We start from the raw sequence: 17,587 nt of genomic DNA on the forward strand, positions 1-17,587 counted from the left end.
GTTGTGCGGTGCAATGCCGCCTGGCGAACGCTGCGCCTGGTCAGTGCCTGCCGGACCTGTCGCCCGGACCCTTGCCCGGTTTCCTGCCCGGCCCGCGCGTTTCGGCCTGCTGCGCCAGTCGCGACGCCAGGCGGTCGGCGGCGCCAGCCACCTCGTCGCGCAGCTTGAGGTAATTGGCCAGGCGCGCGGCGTCGAGCGTGCCGGCCTCGACCGCGGCGCGCAGCGCGCATCCGGGTTCGCGCTGGTGGCGGCAGTCGCGGAACCGGCACTGCTGCGCGAGTGCCTCGATGTCGCCGAAGCCGCCGTCGGCCATCGCTTCCTCGCCGGTGGGCTTGAGTTCGCGCATGCCGGGGGTGTCGATCAGGCACGCGCCGGAGGGCAGCGCGATCAGCGCGCGATAGGTGGTGGTGTGGCGGCCGCGCGCGTCGTGCTCGCGCACCTGCGCGGTCTTCATCTTCTCCGCGCCGAGCAGGGTGTTGGTGAGCGTGGACTTGCCGGCGCCCGACGAGCCGACCAGCACCGCGGTCGCGCCCGGCGACAGCCAGGGATCGAGCGCGGCGACGCTGGCCGGGTCCTTGGCGTTGACCACCACCACCGCCGCGTTCGCCGAACCGCTGGTGGACGCGTGCTGGGTGGCGATGCCGGCGAGCGCGGCGAGCGCGGCGTCGACGTCGGCGCCGGGCAGGTCGGCCTTGGTCAGCACCACCACCGGCGCCACGCCCTCGGCCTGCACCAGCAGCAGGTAGCGCTCGATCCTTCGCGGGTTGAAGTCGCCGTCGAGCCCGCACACGATGAGCATGGCGTCGATGTTGGCGGCGATCAGCTGCTGGCCGTAGTGCTCGCCGGCCACGCCGCGCTTGATCGCGCTGCGCCGCGGCAGCAAAGCGACGATGCGCTTGCCCTCCTCCACCAGCACCCAGTCGCCGACCACGGGCCGGTCTTCGGCCGCGATCCGGCCCTTGCGGTAGCCCGAGGGGCGTTGCCACTCCGGCAGCGATTCCACGGGAAACGCGCGGTCGGTTGCGTCCGCAACCACGTAGCCGGAGCGATGCTGCTCGATCACCCGCGCCGGCCGCGCCTGCGGATGCGCCGCCATCGCGTCCGCCCAGGGGCCCGGCCCGGGCGCGCCGACCCACGGCCAGCCGATCGCGCGCAGCGCGTTGGCGGCGGGAATCAAGCGCGGGCGCGGCGGATCGTCATGGCGCGATTCTAGGGCGTGGGCCGCGGATTGGCGTGACAGGTAGGCGCGCCGCGCCGGATTCTTCGCCACCGGAAAAAGCGGACCGCACCGCGACATGCCGGCGGTGCCCGGGGAGCGCTCGCTCCTGAACGCCGCGATACGGTCACCTGCCCGGGTCCTGCGCGCGCGGTCACGGAATGGGCCGCCGCACGCCCGGGACCGCACGACGGCGTATGATCCGCGGTTTCGCGGCCTGCCGCCGCCCACGTGCCGTGCCATGTCCGCCCCGAGCCTGCCCACCCGCGAACGCCTGTCCGAAGTCCGCTACGAGATCCGCGGAGAGCTGGCCCGGCGCGCCCGCGAGCTCGAGACCCAGGGCCGCACCCTGATCAAGCTCAACATCGGCAACCCCGGCGCGTTCGGGTTCCGCGCGCCGGAGCACCTGCAGCGCGCGATCGCCGACCACATCCACCAGACCGATCCCTACACCCACCAGCAGGGCCTGCCGGAGGCGCGCGAGGCGATCGCCGCGCACCACGTCGCGCGCGGCACGCCCTACGCCTCGCCCGAGCGCGTGTTCGTCGGCAATGGCGTCAGCGAGCTGATCGACATCTCGCTGCGCGCCCTGCTCAACCCGGGCGACGAGGTGCTGGTGCCCTCGCCGGACTACCCGCTGTGGTCGGCGGCGACGATCCTCAACGATGGCCGGCCGGTGTTCTACCGCTGCCACGAGGGCAACGGCTTCCTGCCCGATCCGGTGGAGATCGAGGCGCTGGTATCGGCGCGCACCCGCGCGATCGTGCTGATCAATCCGAACAACCCGACCGGCGCGAACTATCCGCGCGAGCTGCTCGAGCGCATCGTCGCGATCGCGGCCCGGCACAACCTGCTGCTGCTGTGCGACGAGATCTACGATGGCGTCCTCTACGACGACCACGCGTTCGTGCCCGTTGCGCCGATCGCGGGAGACGTGCCGTGCCTGTCGTTCGGCGGCCTGTCCAAGGTGCACCGCGCCTGCGGCTGGCGCGTGGGGTGGGCGGTGCTGTCGGGCGATCCGAAGCGCAGCGCCGAGTTCCGCCACGCCATGGACCTGCTCGGCGCGCTGCGGCTGTGCGCGAACGTGCCGGGGCAGTTCGCGATCGAGGCCGCGCTCACCGGCGCCGACACCATCACTCCGCTGTGCCGTACGGGCGGGCGCCTGTACGAATCGCGCCGCGCGGTGATCGACGCCTGCGCGGCCAGCGCGCACCTGAAGCTGGTGGCGCCGGCGGGCGCGCTGTACGCGTTCCCGGGCGTGGTGGGCGATGCCGCGCAGGGGTTCGACGACCACGCCTTCGCGCTGGAGATGCTGGAGGGCGAGGACGTGCTGATCGTGCCGGGCGGAAGTTTCAACGTGCCCTACCGCAACCACTTCCGGGTCACCCTGCTGCCGCAGCCGGACGTGGTGCGCGAAGTGTTCGCGCGCATCGACCGCGTGCTCGAGCGACGCGCGCAGGCCCACGCAAGGGTGGTGCCGCTGAAGAAGAAGGCGCGGCCGGCGGCGTGAGGCTGGTCCGGCTCCCTCTCCCGCTTGCGGGAGAGGGCTGGGGTGAGGGCCCGGCAGCACCGTGTTTCTTCCGGCTCGCCGTGCCTGATTGGGTTGGCGGGCGCGCAAGGACGGCATCGTGCGGCGGACGGCCGGCTTCCGGCCGACGCTACAATCGCGGTCCGTAGCTACTCCCGCCAGACCAGGGTGGGATGCACCCGACCGACCGGCTTCCCGCATGATCGACCAGCCAGTTTCGCCGCAGACCCGGGATGCCGCGCCGCTGCGATATCTCGCATTGGGCGACAGCTACACCATCGGCGAGGGCATCGACGAGGCCGGTCGCTGGCCGGTGCAGCTGGCGCGCGCACTGCGCGACGACGGCATCGCGCTCGCCGACCCGCTCCTCGTCGCCGCCACCGGCTGGACCACCGACGAGCTCGACGCGGCGATCGATGTCGCTGCCCCGTCGGACACGTACGACCTCGTCTCGCTGCTGATCGGGGTGAACAACCAGTACCGCGGTCGCGGCGTCGGGGAATTCCGTGCGCAGTTCGACGCCCTGCTCGCGCGCGCGACCGGGTTCGCCGGGGACCGCGCCGGACGCGTGCTGGTGCTGGCGATCCCGGACTGGGGCGTGACCCCGTTCGCGATCCAGTCGGGCCGCGACCGCGACGCGATCGCGGGCGACCTCGATGCCTTCAATGCGGCCGCGGAGGAGGCCTGCGCGGCCCGCGGCATCGCCTTCGTCGACATCGCCCCGATCAGCCGTGAGCGCGGCGGCGAGGTGGAGATGCTCGCCGACGACGGCCTGCACCCCTCGGCCGCGATGTACGCGCACTGGACGCGGCTGGCGCTGCCGGTCGCGCGTCGGTTACTGTCCGCGCATGGATGACCACGACGTGCGGCCGCTCGACGCCGCCACCGCAAAGGGAATTGCGCGCGCGTTCCTGCCGCAGCGCACGCTCGGCAACCGCCACGACTACTACTACACGCTGGCCAAGCTGCGCACCGATCCGCTTTATCCCGGCGTGCTGGCCGCGTTGCGCGGCAGCCGCGCACCACTGCTCGACCTCGGCTGCGGCCTGGGCCTGCTCGCCCACGCGCTGCGCGGCGACGGCCAGGCGATGCCGTACGTGGGGGTCGACATCGACGCGCCCAAGATCGAGCAGGCGCGACGCATCGCCAGCCGCACGGGACTCGCCGACGTGGCCTTCGACGTGGTCGACCTCGCCGCCGGCTATCCGCCGCACGCGGGCAGCGTGGCGATCCTCGACGTGCTGCAGTTCCTCACCCGCGAGCAGCAGGCGACCCTGCTCGACGCGGCGATCGCGATGCTGGTGCCCGGCGCGACCCTGGTGATGCGCGCCGCGCTCGACGACGGCGGCGCGCGCATCCGCCGCACCCGCGCCGGCGACCGCTTCGCCGCGCTGGTCGGCTGGATGCCCGACCGGCCCAAGCACTACCCGGAGGTCGGGGAGCTGCGCGCGCGGTTCGATGCCGCCGGCCTGTCCGCCGACATCCGTCCGTGGTTCGGCAATACCCCGTTCAACAACTGGCTGGTCGTCGCCCGCCTTCCGTAGGCGCGGATCCGGCTGCATCCCGACGCGGACGCAGGCTCCCGGCGGGATGCACGCTGGCCCGACACCGGCAGGTTGCGCACGGGCGCGATTCCCCCCCTGCCGCGGTTGCGCCTGGAGGCGCTCCTACGGGTCGGGCAGCACGGTCCGGTAGCCGCGCGCATCCAGCCGCTGCAGCAGTTGCGCGATCATCCCAGGGTTGCGTCCGTGCGCCGCGCCCTCGTGCAGCAGCACGATCGCGCCGGGCGCGAGGTCGCGTTCGATCTTGCCGAGCACGCGTTCTACGTCGCCATCGAGCGCATCGAATCCGCGTGCGCTCCAGCCCACGCGTGCAAGGCCCGCCTCGTGCAGCGGCGCCGACACGAACGGGTTGGCATGCCCGACCACGGCGCGGAACCAGCGCGGCGCCGTGCCCGTGATCGTCGCCAGCGCCTGCTGTCCGCCTTCGATCTCGGCGCGCATCCGCCGCGGGCCCAGCGCCCAGAACCGCGCCTGCGGATGGGTCAGGCTGTGGTTGCCGATGCCGTGGCCGCGCGCGACGATCTCGCGCACCAGGCCGGGCCGCGCGGCGGCGCGTTCGCCGACCAAAAAGAACGTGGCCTTCGCGCCGTGCGCATCGAGCAGGTCGAGGATCGCCGCGGTGTCGTCCGAGGGGCCGTCGTCGATGGTCAGCCACACGGATCTGTCGGCCGTCGGCAGCCGCGAGAGCACCGGCCCGTACAGGGCCACGTTGGGTGCCAGCACGCCCCACAGGCAGATTCCGTGCGAGGCGAGCATCAGCGGCAGCCCCAGCGGCCAGCCCCAGCGCCACCACGCCCACGCCACCAGCAACTGCGAGAGCAGCAGCAGGGGCAGCCAGGCATGCGGGTGGCGCGGCGGGCGGTGCGGGACGTCCATGCGCGGATGATGCCACCCCGCGCCGCGCGCAACGCCGTGTTGCGGCCGTCGCCTGCGCGATCGCGTTACCATGGTCGACCCCGCGCCAAGGATTCCGCCATGTCCCTCGACCCCGCCGTGCGTGCCCGCATCGATGCGCTGCTGCAGGCCAATCGCGCCGTGCTGTTCATGAAGGGCGACCCGTCCGCGCCGCAGTGCGGTTTCTCGGCCAAGGCGGTGTCGGCGCTGGAATCGCTGGGCGCGGAGTTCACCCACGTGAACGTGCTGGCCGATCCCGAGATCCGCGAAGGCATCAAGGCCTACGGCGACTGGCCGACGATCCCGCAGCTGTACGTCGATGGCGATCTGGTCGGCGGCAGCGACATCATCGGGCAGATGGTCAACAGCGGCGAGCTGCATACCGCGCTCGGCCTGCCCGCGCCCGACCGCACCCCGCCGTCGATCACGATCACACCGGCCGCGCTGAAGATGCTGCGCCAGGCGATCGACGATGCCGGTGGCGAAGTGGCGCTGCAGGTCGACATCGACCGCGCGTTCCGCACCCGCCTCAACCTCGCCCCGGCCGATGCCGATGCCGTGGCCCTCGACGTCGAGGGCGTGCGCGTGCAGTTCGACCTGGCCGGCGCGCGTCGCGCCGAAGGGATGACCATCGACTTCGCCGACGACATGCGCGGCAAGGGCCTGGTGATCGACAACCCGAATGCGCCCAGGCCGGTGTCCCGCATCTCCCCGGCGGAAGCGGATGCGAAGATCCGCGCCGGCGAACTGCTGCTGGTCGACGTGCGCCCGCCGGAAGAACGCGCGATCGCCTCGGTCCCGGTGCCGTTCCGCACCTTCGACGACGGCCGCGCCGCGATCGAGGCGCTGCCGAAGGACACCGCGATCGCCTTCCTCTGCCACGGCGGCACCCGCAGCGGCCACGCCGCCGAGGAATTCCAGGCGCTGGGCTTCCGCAACGTGCACAACGTCGAGGGCGGAATCGTGGCGTGGTCGCGGACGGTCGACGATTCGATCCCCGAGTACTGATCCGCCGGTATCCGGGGCGGCGTCGGCTGCGGCCGGCGGCCGTGTGAGCGTGCGCTCTGCGTGTGCCTGAAGGCGTACTGCAAGACTGTTCTATTGTGCGGCTTCAGCCGCGATCCTGCGACGCTGCATATCCGGACGGTGGCGGCGCGGCCACCCGCGGCGTGGCGCCCCTGCGGGCGCTTGTGCTGGACATCCCCGCAGAAGCGGCTCCAGCTCGACGCCTGCATTCGAAATGGTCGAGTCCGGTAACGCTCCGGCACCGGCCTCGCGCAGGAACCCGGCGTGTCAGAACCCGCCGCCGGCATCCAGCCAGGCCTGCTCCTGCGGCGTATTGATCCGACCCAGCACGTGGTTGCGATGCGGAAAGCGGCCGAAGCGCTCGATCACCTCCAGGTGCGCGCGCGCGTACTTCGCGTAGCCGGCGTCGCCCAGCGCGTCGAACAGGGCGACCGCGCGGTGCTGGTCGTCGAGCGCCTCGGAATGTTCGAACGGCAGGTAGACGAAAGCGCGCAGTCCGGCATCGACCTGCGCGTCGAGCCCCGCGTCGACCGCACGGCGGGCGTAGTGCAGCGCCAGCGGATCGGTCGCGAACGCGTGCGCGCTGCCGCGGAACACGTTGCGCGGGATCTGGTCGAGCAGGATCAGCAGCGCCAGCGCCCCTTCGCCGCTTTCCATCCAGTCGTCGTGTTCGCGGCGCGCGGCGGCGAAGTGCGCGTCGAGCAAGCGTTCGCGGCACTGTCCGTCGAACGCCGCACCACCGTTGAACCACCTGTCGTAGCCGGCCTCGCGCCAGAAGGCGATGACCTGCGGGATCCCGTTCGCGTTGTCCATGCGGCGATGATAGCGGCGACCGGCCGGAGGCGCGCGACCGCCCGGCGCGGGACCGCGCCGCGGGCGCTTCGGGCACCGGCTTCCGGTCCCGGGTGCGCTTCGCTTGCCCGGGCCACGCGTCGAACCGTAGCCCGGATAAGGCCGAAGGCCGCATCCGGGAACCACGCATCGAGGCCGGCTTCCTGCGTCCCGGGTGCGCTTCGCTTACCCGGGCTACGTGTCGAACCGTAGCCCGGATAAGGCCGAAGGCCGCATCCGGGAACCGCGCATCGAGGCCGGCTTCCGGTCCCGGGTGCGCTTCGCTTACCCGGGCTACGCGTCGAACCGTAGCCCGGATAAGGCCGAAGGCCGCATCCGGGAACCGCGCATCGGGGCCGGCTTCCTGCTCCCCGGGTGCGCTTCGCTTGCCCGGGCTACTCGTCGAAGCGCAGGTGCCGCACGGACTTGCCGTGGCGGCGGATCAGGCGCAGCGCCTCGATCCCGATCTGGATGTGGCGCTCGACGAACTCGGCGCTGACGATCGCGTCCGAGGCCTCGGTCTTGACCCCTTCCGGCACCATCGGCTGGTCGCTCACGAGCAGCAGCGCGCCCGAGGGAATGCGGTTGGCGAAGCCGGCCGCGAAGATCGTCGCGGTCTCCATGTCGATCGCCATGCAGCGCATCGCGCGCAGGCGCTTCTTGAACGCGTCGTCGTGTTCCCAGACCCGGCGGTTGGTGGTGAACACGGTGCCGGTCCAGTAGTCGTGGCCGAGGTCGCGGATCATGGTCGAGACCGCGCGCTGCAGGGCGAACGCCGGCAGCGCCGGCACCTCAGGCAACAGGTAGTCGTTGGAGGTGCCCTCGCCGCGGATCGCCGCGATCGGCAGCACCAGGTCGCCGAGCTGGTTCTTGCGCTTGAGCCCGCCGCACTTGCCCAGGAACAGCACCGCCTTGGGCCCGATCGCCGACAGCAGGTCCATCATGGTGGCCGCGTTCGGGCTGCCCATGCCGAAGTTGATCATGGTGATGCCGTCGGCGGTCGCGCTCGGCATCGGCCGGTCGGTGCCGACGATCTGCGCGCCCGTGAGCCGGCTGAAATGCCCCAGGTAGCCGCCGAAGTTGGTCAGCAGGATGTGTTCGCCGAACTCCTCGAGCGGCACGCCCGTGTAGCGCGGCAGCCAGTTGCCGACGATGTCCTGCTTGTCTTTCATGCGCGCCTCCCTTTTTGCGGCATTCTGTCACGCACCATGACCTTTGGCGGCTTGGCTCGCGCCGCGCGAGCCGCTACCGTCGGACGATTCTCCCGGGGACCCCAGCATGATCCGACCCTTGACCGCCGCGCTGTGCGTGGCCCTGTTCGCCGGCTGCGCCACGACGCCTTCGGGCGACGCGCCATCGCCGGCTGCCGAAGCGCGACCCGGCTCCGGCCAGGAAGCCTACGCCAGCACCTATCGCCCGATCGCGGCCCCGCCGGTGCTGATCACCGGCGCGACCGTGCTCACCGGCGACGGTCGCCGCCTCGAGGGCGCGGACGTGCTGATGCAGGACGGCCGGATCACGGCGGTTGGCAGCGGGCTGACGGCGGGCGCCGATGCGGTACGCGTGGACGGCAACGGCAAGTGGGTGACCCCGGGCCTGATCGACGTGCATTCGCACCTGGGCGTGTATCCCAGCCCCGGCGCCAGCGCGCACAGCGACGGCAACGAGGCCACCGCGCCGGTCACCGCCCAGGTCTGGGCCGAACACTCGGTGTGGCCGCAGGACCCGGGCTTCGGCGCGGCGCTGGCCGGCGGCGTCACCGCGCTGCAGATCCTGCCCGGTTCGGCGAACCTGGTGGGCGGGCGCGGCGTGACCCTGAAGAACGTCGCCGCCACCACCGCGCAGGGCATGAAGTTCCCCGGCGCCCCGCACGGGCTGAAGATGGCCTGCGGCGAGAATCCCAAGCGCGTGTACGGCCAGAAGGGCGGCCCGGCGACGCGCATGGGCAACGTCGCCGGTTACCGCGCGGCCTTCATCGACGCCCAGGACTACGCGCGCAAGCGCGGGAAGGACGCCGCGACCAAGCGCGACCTCAAGCTCGAGACCCTGGCCGGGGCGATGGACGGCGACATCCTCGTCCACATCCACTGCTACCGCGCCGACGAGATGGCGCAGATGCTGGACCTGGCGAAGGAGTTCGACTTCAAGGTCGCCGCCTTCCACCACGGCGTGGAGGCCTACAAGCTCGCCGACCGGCTCGCCGCCGACGGCGTGTGCGGCGCGCTGTGGGCCGACTGGTGGGGCTTCAAGATGGAGGCCTTCGACGGCATCCAGGAGAACATCGCCCTGGTCGACCGCCCCGCGAACGGCTGCGCGATCGTGCATTCGGATTCGGACGAGGGCATCCAGCGGCTCAACCAGGAGGCGGCGAAGGTGATGGCCAATGCGCGCCGCGCGGGCATCGAGATCGCGCCCGAGCGCGCGATCCGCTGGATCACGCAGAATGCGGCGAAGTCGCTGGGCGTGCTCGACCGCACCGGTACGCTCGAGGCCGGCAAGATGGCCGACGTGGTGCTGTGGAACGGCAATCCGTTCTCCGTGTACGCGCATGCCGAGCAGGTGTACGTCGACGGCGCGCGCCTGTACGACCGCGCCGATCCGTCGCTCAAGCCGACCACCGACTTCATGCTCGGCCAGCCCACCGCGCAGGGAGGTGTGCGATGAACCGCCTCGCCATGCTGTTCGCGCTGCCGCTGGCCTGCGCGCTCGCCGCGCCGGCCGCGTCCGCCCAGGACGTGCTGATCCGCAACGCCACCGTCCATACCGCGACCGAACGCGGCACCCTGCAGGGCACCGACGTGCTGGTGCAGGGTGGCCGCATCGCCGCGATCGGCAGCGGCCTGGCCGCGGGATCGGCGCAGGTGGTCGATGCCGGCGGTCAGCCGCTGACGCCGGCGCTGTTCGGCGGCATCACCGGCATCGGCATCGAGGAAGTCTCGGGCGAGGCGTCGACGCGGGATGCGTCGCTGGCCCTGGGCGAGAACGCCAAGGACATGACGGTGCGGCCGGAATTCGACGTCACCCTGGCCTACAACCCCGAATCGATCCTGCTGCCGGTCGCGCGGGTCGAAGGCATCGGCTTCACCTTGCTCACCGCCGGCAGCACGGCAGGCGGCTCGATCATCGGCGGCCAGGGCGCGGTGGTGCGACTGGACGGCAGCCCCGACCCGGCCGGGCCGAAGCTGCTGTTCGTCTCGCTCGGCGCCGGCGCGTCGAACCTCAGCGGTTCCTCGCGCGCAGGGCAGTGGATGCTGCTCGACCAGATGGTCGACGAGGCCCGCGGCCGACTGTCCGGCGACTCCGGCTTCGCCCTGCTGACGCCGGCCGGCCGGGCCACGCTCAAGCGTTACCTGGACGGCGACGGCCGCATCGTGGTCGAGATCGACCGCGCCGCGGACATCCGCCAGCTGTTGCGCTGGTCGCGCAGGCACTCGCTGAAGATCGCCATTTCCGGTGGCGCCGAGGCGTGGAAGCTCGCCTCCGAGCTCGCCGCCGCGGACGTGCCGGTGTTCGTCGATCCGCTGGTCAACCTGCCGGGGAATTTCGACCGCCTCGGCGCCACCCTGGAAAACGCGGCGCGGCTGCGCGCCGCCGGCGTCCAGGTCGGCTTCACCCAGTCGGGCGACGCCTCGCACAACGCGCGCAAGGTACGCCAGCTGGCCGGCAACGCGGTCGCCAACGGCCTGCCCTGGGAAGACGGCCTGGCCGGACTGACCCGCGTGCCGGCGCAGGCCTTCGGCGTCGGCGACCGGCTCGGCACGATCGCGGTGGGCCGCAGCGCCGACCTGGTGCTGTGGACCGGCGATCCGCTCGACGTCGCGCATACCGCGCGCCAGGTGTGGCTGGGCGGCCGTGCGATCCCGATGCGTTCGCGCCAGACCGAACTGCGCGACCGCTACCTGCGCGCCGAGCCCGCGGCGGAAGCCGGAGCGTTGCCGCGCGCATACCCGGCGCGGGTGGAATAGAAGCGCGCGCCGCGACCGGCGCACCGAACCACGGCGGCCCCGCGCGAAGCGGGGCCCGACCGCGGGGGCGCGCCGGGGCTTCTTCCGCCCTTCAGCCCGGCCCTGAGACAATCCGCGCAGGCACGCTGGCCCTGATGGGCCGTAGGAGGACGCATGCGCATCGGGATCGTCGTCGACTCGACCTGCGACCTGCCGCCCGCCTACCTGGCGTCGAACGACGTCGGGATCCTGCCGATCTCGGTCCGGATCGGCGACGAACTGCGGGTCGACTACCGCGACGAGGCCGACACCCTGGCCTTCCTGCATTCGCACATCGCCGAACGCGGCGCCAGCGCCGAGACCATTCCCTTCGGCGTCGAGCAGATCCGCGACCTGTTCCTGCAGCGCCTGGTGGTCGACTACGACCACGTGTTCTGCATCACCGTGACGAAGACGCGCAGCCAGATCTTCGAGAACGCGCAGCAGGCCAGCTACGCCATCCTCAACGACTACAGGCCGGTGCGTTCCGCCGCCGGCCACAACACCCCGTTCGCGCTGCGCGTGATCGATACCCAGAACCTGTTCTCGGCACAGGGCGTGCTGCCGGTGGAGGCGGTTCGCCTGCGCGCGGCCGGCGACGGCCCCGGCCGCATCCGCGCGCGCCTGGAGAACCTCGCGCTGCACACCTACGGCTACCTGGTGCCGCGCGACCTGTACTACATCCGCAACCGCGCCCGGCACAAGGGCGACCGCAGCGTCAGCCTGTTCAGCGCCGCGCTCGGCACCGCGCTCGACATCAAGCCGGTGCTGCGCGGCTGGCGCGGCGACACCGGGCCGGTGGCGAAGCTCAAGGGCTTCGACCCGGCGGTGCGCGCGTTGTTCGAGTTCGCCGCGCGGCGCGTGTCGGCCGGCCTGCTCACGCCGACGCTGTGCCTGTGCTACGGCGGCGAACTGGACGAGATGCGCGCGATGCCGGCCTACGAGGCGCTGCGCGCGGCCTGCGCCGACCGCAACATCGAGGTGTTCGAGAGCGTGATGAGCCTGACCGGCATGGTCAACGTCGGCAAGGGCGCGGTCTGCGTCGGCTTCGCCGCGGAACCGCACGAATTCGGCTGACACGCGGCGTCCACGCTGCCGGCTGCTAGCCTGAGCCCCTTCCCGCCGCAACGAGACGCCATGGCCATCCGTTACCACATCCGACTGCCCGAACCCGACAGGCTCGGCGCCAGCGGCGAATTCGCGTTCCGCTCGAAGGGCGCGGAAGGACTGGCCGAGGAACTGCAGGCCGCCCTGCGCAGCGATGCGCTGTTCCAGCGCTGGCGCGCGACCCAGGAGGACCCGGATGCGGTGGATCCGGCGCTGGGGGCGGTCGACCCTGCGGCGAAGGTAAGCGGCGAGCAGCACGACCTGCACATCGACCTCACCGCCGAGACCGCGATCGCGGGCAGCGTATTCAGGCAGCGCATGCGCCTGCTCGCCGGCAGCGGGTGGGAGCTGCGCAACGTCACCGCGGGTTGAGCGCTGGGCTCAGTGCGCGTCAGGCGGCCCGGTGCGTCTGGCCGGACGCACGGTAGTTGCACAGGTACGCCCGGCTCGCGTCGTCGACGAAGAATTCGTTCAGCGGCGCCTGCGCGCGCTTCCAGTCCGTCGGCGCCATACCCGCGAAGCGACGGAATTCGTGGTTGAAGTGCGCCTGGTCGTAGTATCCGCAGGCCAAGGCGATTTCAGCGAGCGGACGTCCCGCTCGCAGCGGCGGCAGGCTGCGCTGGAACCGGACCATGGACGCCAGCTGCTTCGGGCTCAGCCCCGTCAGGGCGCGGAAGCTGGCCTGCAGCTGCCGCGGTCCCACGCCGAGGTCCTCGCAGGCCTGCGACAGGCGGCCGTCGCCCGGACCGCGGAAGATCGCGGCCACGACCCGGTCGACCACCGCGAAGGCACGGCTGTCGCGACGCTTCTCGTGCAGGCGGGCACCGAGGAAGGCCTCCATCTCCGCGACGAAACGGTCGAAGCAGCGCGTGTCCTGGATCCGCGCTTCGACCGCATGGAACGCCGTACCGAACAGCAGGCGCACGTCGATCGACTGGTCGCGCAGCGTGTCGATCGGCTCGCGGGTGAACACCGAGAACCCGTGCGGATGGAACTTGATGCCGAAGTACAGCGGCTCGCCCTCGGTGACGACGTCGTACGGTCGCGTCATCTGGCCGATGAGTTCGGTCGCCGGATTGCGGTGGTAATCGACCCCGTTCCCGCTGCGCAGCACCGCGCCGCCCAGGTTGAAGACGATCTCCTGGCAACCGTCGGGAAAGGTCCGGTCCTGGAGCCGCTGCGGCACGGGCGAGCGCAGGCACCAGTAGCAGGCCACGAACGGCGCCAGCCGCCGCCCGGGCAGCGCCTCGACATACTGCAGGCCGACCGCGGGGGCTTGGGACACGCAGGCACCGGATGCGACGGGACCTAGCGATTGTAGACCGCCAGTTCGTACAGCGAATATCCCCATTGCGGCACCTTGCGCCGGTGCCCGAGCATGCGCACATGGCGCGCTTGCACAGTCGGAAACCGGATCTCGTCGTGCCCGCCGTCGCCGTCGGACTCGGTGAACACCGTGCGCCAGCCGCGCGCGGGATCGTCGCTGACCTGGATCTCGTAGCGGGTGGCGAACGCCTCGTCCCAGTGCAACGCGACCGTGTTGAACGCGAGCGTCCGCCCCAGGTCGACCATGGCCCACGACGGATCGACCGACGCGCTCGCCCAGCGGGTGGCCGGATCGCCGTCGACGAGGTGGCCCGCGTCCTTGACGTCGTCGCGCGCCTCGACCGACGACACCTGCGCGCGCACGCCGTGGTAACGGGCGAGGTCGCCGTGCCGCCGCGCGTCGACCGCCACCTTGAACGCGACCGTCGACGCCAGCCCACGCGAACCACGCACGGCGACGGTCACGGTCGCGACGCCTTCGCGCCCGCGCACGTCCAGGTCGAGCCGCCCCCGCCGGTCCAGGTGCACGTCGACCACGTCGTCGCCGTCCACGCCCGCGAGCGAGAATTCCAGCGGCCCGGTCTCGCGGTCTGCGGCCAGTCGCGCCAGGTCCAGGGCGCCCTCCACGCGACCCGCGTCGGCATCCACGCGCATGTCGCGAACCGGCTGCACGACCGGATAGCCCGCCAGCCAGCGCACGCCGTTGCGCAGCAGCGCACGGTAGCCGGGGTTCCGCTTGGCGCGCAGGTCGTGTCCCAGCACCAGGCTCATGACGCGACCGCTGCCCCAGCGACGCTCCCACATCACGGGATGGTTCTCCGCCCGCGCGATGACCTGGAGGTCGCGGTCGCCCGGCTGGAAGTAGTACAGCTCGTCGGTGGCCTCGAAGTCGCCGAGTGCGGCCGAAACAGGATGACGCCGCGCGGGCCTGAACGCGTAACCGTAGTACCAGAATTCCATGTTCTCGGTCACCACGTCGAAGGTCCCCGGGTCCTTGGTCGGGCCACCGATGAACAGGCCGCCGATCATCTCCTCGTAGAAGTCCGCATTGAGGAAGCTCAGGATCCCGCTGTGCAGCGTCAGCAGCGCCTTGCCGCCGGTGACATGGTTGCGCAGCGCCTCGAGCTGCGCAGGCGTGGGCGTAAGGAACAGGGAGTTTGAAACCACCACCTCGTACGGAGCCAGGCGCGCCTCGTCCAGCACCGACAGGTCCCCGACCACGTCCACATGGACGCTGTCCTCCAGGATCCGTGCGACTTCCTCGTTCTGGAATTCATGCACCCAGGGCGGGTACTGCTGGGCATGCGGCAGGCTGGGCCCGCTGCCGGTCAGCACCAGCACTTTCGGCCGCGTGTCCGCGGCGCGCGCCTGCGACAGCGCCAGCAACGCGAGCAGGGCAAGCATCATCGGGCGCTTGAAGGGGGACATGGATTCGGGGGATAAGGGCGCATGGCCCGACAACCTTGCACATCCCCACGCACGCGCGCTTGTAGGAATGCGCAGGCAAGCGCTGCGCGCCGTCCCGGCGACCGCCGCGGGGCCCTCATGGCGGTCGCTGCATGGTGACGGCCTCGGGACCACGCGTCCTGCTCGCCTGGAGCGGCGGCAAGGATGCAGCCTGGACCCTGCACGCGCTGCGCCAGCGCGGCGACGTGGAGGTGGTCGGCCTGCTGAGCACGCTCACGCGCGACGACGATCGCGCCTCGATGCAGGGCATCCGCCGCGACGTGCTGCGGGCGCAGGCGCGGGCGTGCGGGCTGCCGCTGCTCGAGGTCGACCTGCCGGCGGCCTGTCCGAACGAGGCCTACGAGGCCGCGATGACCGGCGCGCTGGCGGAGGCGTCCAGGCGCTGGCCGGACCTGCGCACGGTGGCCTTCGGCGACCTGTTCCTGGCCGACATCCGTACCTGGCGCGAGCAGCGCATGGCGCGCATCGGCTGGCGGATCGAGACGCCGCTGTTCGGACGCGACACGGCCACGCTGGCGCGGGAGATGATCGATGGCGGACTGCATGCGACGTTGTGCTGCGTGGATACGCAGCAACTCGACGCGTCCTTCGCCGGGCGTGCATTCGACAAGGCCCTGCTGCTGGCCCTGCCGGCCGGCGCCGATCCGTGTGGCGAACGCGGCGAATTCCACACCTGCGTGCACGCGGGACCCATGTTCAACGCGCCGCTTGCGCTGGCGCAGGGGGCCACCGTCGCGGTCGACGGACGCTTCGCGCGCACCGACTTCCGCCTGGCGAACGATTGACGCCTGCGGGCTTCAGTCCAGCGTGTAACCCACGCGGAAGCCGCCCCAGTGGCGCCCGCCGACGAACACCGGCACCGACAGGTCGAACATGATCTGCCCGGTGTCGCGGCGATACACCTGCAGCCGGTAGGGATCGGTATGCGCGCCGACGCTGCGGCCGACGCGGTCGGAGAAGATGCGCTTGGTGCGGTTGCCGACCAGGTCGCGCGCCGGGTCGCCGGTGAGCGGTTGGCAGAAGCGGTCGTTGTGGGTGGGCACGTAGCCGTCGGGATTGGCGCTGATCGCGAACACGATCCACGGATGCGCGGCGGCCACCGCTTCCTGCAACGGCGGCAACAGTTCGTCGCAGAGTTCGTCGAACGCGGTTTCGTACTTCGCGGGCTCGACCCCCGCGATCGGCACGTATTCGCGCGAGAACAGGGCCTCGTCCCCGATCCAGCCCTCGGCCACCGCGTCCTCGAAGGTGGCGCCGATCGCGGCGGCGGCGTCGCGCGCGAGTTCCAGCACGCGCGCATGGCGGGGCTCGCGCAGCGGATCGGGCGGCAGCCGGAACAGTCCGACGCAGTCGTGCAGCGCGCCGGCGCCGGCACCCAGCGCCTCGCTGCGTTCGGCCACCTTGGCCGCATGGTCGAGGTTGCTGCGGCCGAGCTCGGCGACCCGTCCGACCGCGCGGTCGATGTCGGCGATCGCCACGCCCTGCTCGGCGATGCCGCCGGCGACCGTCTCGATCGCGGCACTGGCGCGACCGAGCAGTTCGCCGATGCCGCCCAGGACCTGCTCGGTGCGACGCGCGGAGGCGGCGCCCTCGCCGAGGGCCTCGCCGTTCTCGCCGATGATCCGGCGCACGTCGCGGGCGGCCTCGGCGGCGCGTTCGGCAAGGCGCCGGATCTCGGTCGCGACCACCGCGAAGCCGCGTCCGGCGGGGCCGGCATGCGCGGCCTCGATGCTGGCGTTGATCGACAGGATGTTGGTCTGGAACGCCACCATGTCGATGACTTCGATGACGTCGTTGGCGCGCGAGGAACTGAGCTGCACCGCGGCCATGGCTTCGGCCAGCGCGTGCGCCGCGGCCGCGCCCTCGCGCGCGCTGTCGTCGGCGCTGGCCGCGACCGAGGTCACCGCGCGCAGGTCGCCGCCGATGCGGTCGAGCCCCTCGAGCAGTCCGCGCGTGGAGGCGACCACGGTGTCGAGCGCGTCCACCTGGGCCTTCGACTGGCGCACCAGTTCGTCGTTCTCGGCCACCACGTGCGGAACGTCTGCCGCCACCTGCAGCGACAGGCCCACGGCCTGGCGGATCGCCTCGGCCAGGTTGCCGAAGCCGGCGGCGAGCCGGCGGGCCTCCGGTTGCCCGGCATCGGCGGCGTCGACGGCCAGTTCCAGTTCGCAGGCGGCCAGACGGTCGCCGACCAGGGCCAGCAGCTGCGCGGAGCGGGCCTCGTCGCCAGCGGGTGGCGGGGCGGTGGCGCGGACGGAGCGTTCGCGCCACAGCGCGGCCGAATCTGCATCGGGCAGGGAGAGCATCCAGCCGCCGCCGTCGCGATCGTGCTGGTAGCAGACCCGGCGCGCAGGATCGGCGCCGGGCGCCACCCAGACTCCTTCGTCGCCGGTCAGGTCGCCCGGCGCCAGGCCCCAGACGCAACTGCAGGACAGCGTATCGAGGTCCACGCCGGCGAGATCGAGCAGGTCGATGGCGGCACGGTTGAGCGCCTGCACGCGGCCGTCGCGGTCGAGCCGGATCAGCGCGACGGGCGCGTCGGGCAACACCGGCAGGCAGGCGACGCTACGGTCCTCGAACGCTGGCATGTCCCCTCCGGAGGTTGCACCCTGCCGGTAACGGCCGCCGGCCGCCGGAGTTGAGGTTG

General features: G+C 71.9%; 16 protein-coding genes. 9 read left to right on the plus strand and 7 right to left on the minus strand.

Annotated features, from left to right (window positions below):
* Nucleotides 1–40: 40 nt before the first annotated feature.
* Entirely contained in the window at nt 41–1,177 is a 1,137-nt protein-coding gene (rsgA, locus tag FZO89_RS07920) for a ribosome small subunit-dependent GTPase A (RefSeq protein WP_262378573.1), read from the minus strand.
* Nucleotides 1,178–1,457: 280 nt separating this feature from the next.
* Here rsgA and FZO89_RS07925 point away from each other — a divergent pair, with 280 nt between their 5' ends.
* The 3 genes from FZO89_RS07925 (at nt 1,458) to FZO89_RS07935 (ending at nt 4,288) form a co-directional block, all read left to right on the plus strand.
* Complete coding sequence (locus FZO89_RS07925) at nt 1,458–2,726, plus strand: aminotransferase class I/II-fold pyridoxal phosphate-dependent enzyme (protein WP_149102742.1); 1,269 nt, start codon at nt 1,458–1,460, stop codon at nt 2,724–2,726.
* A 217-nt stretch (nt 2,727–2,943) separates the two neighbouring features.
* The gene (locus FZO89_RS07930; RefSeq protein ID WP_149102743.1) at nt 2,944–3,600 is read left to right on the plus strand and encodes an SGNH/GDSL hydrolase family protein; all 657 of its coding nucleotides are present in this window, start codon (nt 2,944–2,946) and stop codon (nt 3,598–3,600) included.
* Nucleotides 3,593–4,288 (plus strand): class I SAM-dependent methyltransferase, encoded by a 696-nt coding sequence (locus FZO89_RS07935; protein ID WP_149102744.1) that lies wholly within the window; start codon nt 3,593–3,595, stop codon nt 4,286–4,288. Before FZO89_RS07930 ends, FZO89_RS07935 begins: the two co-directional genes overlap by 8 nt.
* 123 nt (nt 4,289–4,411) lie before the next feature.
* On the opposite strand, the gene FZO89_RS07940 is transcribed toward FZO89_RS07935, so the two are convergent.
* Nucleotides 4,412–5,182, minus strand: a complete 771-nt coding sequence (locus FZO89_RS07940; RefSeq protein ID WP_149102745.1) for a polysaccharide deacetylase family protein — start codon at nt 5,180–5,182, stop codon at nt 4,412–4,414.
* Nucleotides 5,183–5,281: 99 nt separating this feature from the next.
* On the opposite strand from FZO89_RS07940, the gene grxD reads away from it, so the two are divergent.
* A complete protein-coding gene (gene grxD / locus FZO89_RS07945) occupies nt 5,282–6,208 on the plus strand; it encodes a Grx4 family monothiol glutaredoxin (RefSeq protein ID WP_149102746.1) in 927 nt (308 codons plus the stop codon).
* 285 nt (nt 6,209–6,493) lie between these two features.
* On the opposite strand, the gene FZO89_RS07950 is transcribed toward grxD, so the two are convergent.
* Both FZO89_RS07950 and FZO89_RS07955 read right to left on the minus strand, forming a co-directional pair.
* Nucleotides 6,494–7,039 carry a DUF924 family protein gene (locus tag FZO89_RS07950; protein ID WP_149102747.1) on the minus strand — a complete coding sequence of 182 codons (546 nt, stop codon included), beginning with the start codon at nt 7,037–7,039 and terminating at the stop codon, nt 6,494–6,496.
* 413 nt (nt 7,040–7,452) lie between these two features.
* The gene (locus tag FZO89_RS07955) at nt 7,453–8,229 is read right to left on the minus strand and encodes an AMP nucleosidase (RefSeq protein WP_149102748.1); all 777 of its coding nucleotides are present in this window, start codon (nt 8,227–8,229) and stop codon (nt 7,453–7,455) included.
* Nucleotides 8,230–8,335: 106 nt separating this feature from the next.
* Between FZO89_RS07955 and FZO89_RS07960 the strand changes: the two genes are divergently transcribed.
* The 4 genes from FZO89_RS07960 (at nt 8,336) to FZO89_RS07975 (ending at nt 12,519) form a co-directional block, all read left to right on the plus strand.
* A complete protein-coding gene (locus FZO89_RS07960) occupies nt 8,336–9,721 on the plus strand; it encodes an amidohydrolase (RefSeq protein ID WP_149102749.1) in 1,386 nt (461 codons plus the stop codon).
* Entirely contained in the window at nt 9,718–11,022 is a 1,305-nt protein-coding gene (locus tag FZO89_RS07965) for an amidohydrolase family protein (RefSeq protein WP_149102750.1), read from the plus strand. The genes FZO89_RS07960 and FZO89_RS07965 overlap by 4 nt, the downstream gene beginning before the upstream one ends.
* A gap of 153 nt (nt 11,023–11,175) precedes the next feature.
* Entirely contained in the window at nt 11,176–12,117 is a 942-nt protein-coding gene (locus FZO89_RS07970) for a DegV family protein (RefSeq protein WP_149102751.1), read from the plus strand.
* A 60-nt stretch (nt 12,118–12,177) separates the two neighbouring features.
* Nucleotides 12,178–12,519, plus strand: coding sequence for a hypothetical protein (locus FZO89_RS07975; protein WP_149102752.1), 342 nt, complete (start codon nt 12,178–12,180; stop codon nt 12,517–12,519).
* Nucleotides 12,520–12,538: 19 nt separating this feature from the next.
* Here FZO89_RS07975 and FZO89_RS07980 read toward each other — a convergent pair whose 3' ends face one another.
* On the minus strand, nt 12,539–13,432 hold the full coding sequence (locus tag FZO89_RS07980; RefSeq protein WP_149102753.1) for a helix-turn-helix domain-containing protein: 894 nt from the start codon (nt 13,430–13,432) through the stop codon (nt 12,539–12,541).
* A gap of 23 nt (nt 13,433–13,455) precedes the next feature.
* Nucleotides 13,456–14,901: a ThuA domain-containing protein gene (locus tag FZO89_RS07985; RefSeq protein ID WP_149102754.1), complete on the minus strand. Its 1,446-nt coding sequence runs from the start codon at nt 14,899–14,901 to the stop codon at nt 13,456–13,458.
* A 131-nt stretch (nt 14,902–15,032) separates the two neighbouring features.
* Between FZO89_RS07985 and FZO89_RS07990 the strand changes: the two genes are divergently transcribed.
* On the plus strand, nt 15,033–15,725 hold the full coding sequence (locus FZO89_RS07990; protein ID WP_149102755.1) for a Dph6-related ATP pyrophosphatase: 693 nt from the start codon (nt 15,033–15,035) through the stop codon (nt 15,723–15,725).
* Between the two features lie 12 nt (nt 15,726–15,737).
* On the opposite strand, the gene FZO89_RS07995 is transcribed toward FZO89_RS07990, so the two are convergent.
* Complete coding sequence (locus tag FZO89_RS07995) at nt 15,738–17,528, minus strand: methyl-accepting chemotaxis protein (protein ID WP_149102756.1); 1,791 nt, start codon at nt 17,526–17,528, stop codon at nt 15,738–15,740.
* Nucleotides 17,529–17,587 lie beyond the last annotated feature (59 nt).

Source organism: Luteimonas viscosa (assembly GCF_008244685.1).
Classification (GTDB): domain Bacteria; phylum Pseudomonadota; class Gammaproteobacteria; order Xanthomonadales; family Xanthomonadaceae; genus Luteimonas; species Luteimonas viscosa.

What these genes read in the sequence shown, in the direction of transcription:
- FZO89_RS07930 (WP_149102743.1), top strand. Translation starts at nt 2,944, where the DNA reads ATGATCGACCAGCCAGTTTCGCCGCAGACCCGGGATGCCGCGCCGCTG.
- FZO89_RS07935 (WP_149102744.1), top strand. Translation starts at nt 3,593, where the DNA reads ATGGATGACCACGACGTGCGGCCGCTCGACGCCGCCACCGCAAAGGGA.
- FZO89_RS07970 (WP_149102751.1), top strand. Translation starts at nt 11,176, where the DNA reads ATGCGCATCGGGATCGTCGTCGACTCGACCTGCGACCTGCCGCCCGCC.
- FZO89_RS07975 (WP_149102752.1), top strand. Translation starts at nt 12,178, where the DNA reads ATGGCCATCCGTTACCACATCCGACTGCCCGAACCCGACAGGCTCGGC.
- grxD (WP_149102746.1), top strand. Translation starts at nt 5,282, where the DNA reads ATGTCCCTCGACCCCGCCGTGCGTGCCCGCATCGATGCGCTGCTGCAG.
- FZO89_RS07925 (WP_149102742.1), top strand. Translation starts at nt 1,458, where the DNA reads ATGTCCGCCCCGAGCCTGCCCACCCGCGAACGCCTGTCCGAAGTCCGC.
- FZO89_RS07985 (WP_149102754.1), bottom strand. Translation starts at nt 14,901, where the DNA reads ATGTCCCCCTTCAAGCGCCCGATGATGCTTGCCCTGCTCGCGTTGCTG.
- FZO89_RS07960 (WP_149102749.1), top strand. Translation starts at nt 8,336, where the DNA reads ATGATCCGACCCTTGACCGCCGCGCTGTGCGTGGCCCTGTTCGCCGGC.
- FZO89_RS07950 (WP_149102747.1), bottom strand. Translation starts at nt 7,039, where the DNA reads ATGGACAACGCGAACGGGATCCCGCAGGTCATCGCCTTCTGGCGCGAG.
- FZO89_RS07965 (WP_149102750.1), top strand. Translation starts at nt 9,718, where the DNA reads ATGAACCGCCTCGCCATGCTGTTCGCGCTGCCGCTGGCCTGCGCGCTC.
- FZO89_RS07995 (WP_149102756.1), bottom strand. Translation starts at nt 17,528, where the DNA reads ATGCCAGCGTTCGAGGACCGTAGCGTCGCCTGCCTGCCGGTGTTGCCC.
- FZO89_RS07955 (WP_149102748.1), bottom strand. Translation starts at nt 8,229, where the DNA reads ATGAAAGACAAGCAGGACATCGTCGGCAACTGGCTGCCGCGCTACACG.
- FZO89_RS07940 (WP_149102745.1), bottom strand. Translation starts at nt 5,182, where the DNA reads ATGGACGTCCCGCACCGCCCGCCGCGCCACCCGCATGCCTGGCTGCCC.
- FZO89_RS07990 (WP_149102755.1), top strand. Translation starts at nt 15,033, where the DNA reads ATGGTGACGGCCTCGGGACCACGCGTCCTGCTCGCCTGGAGCGGCGGC.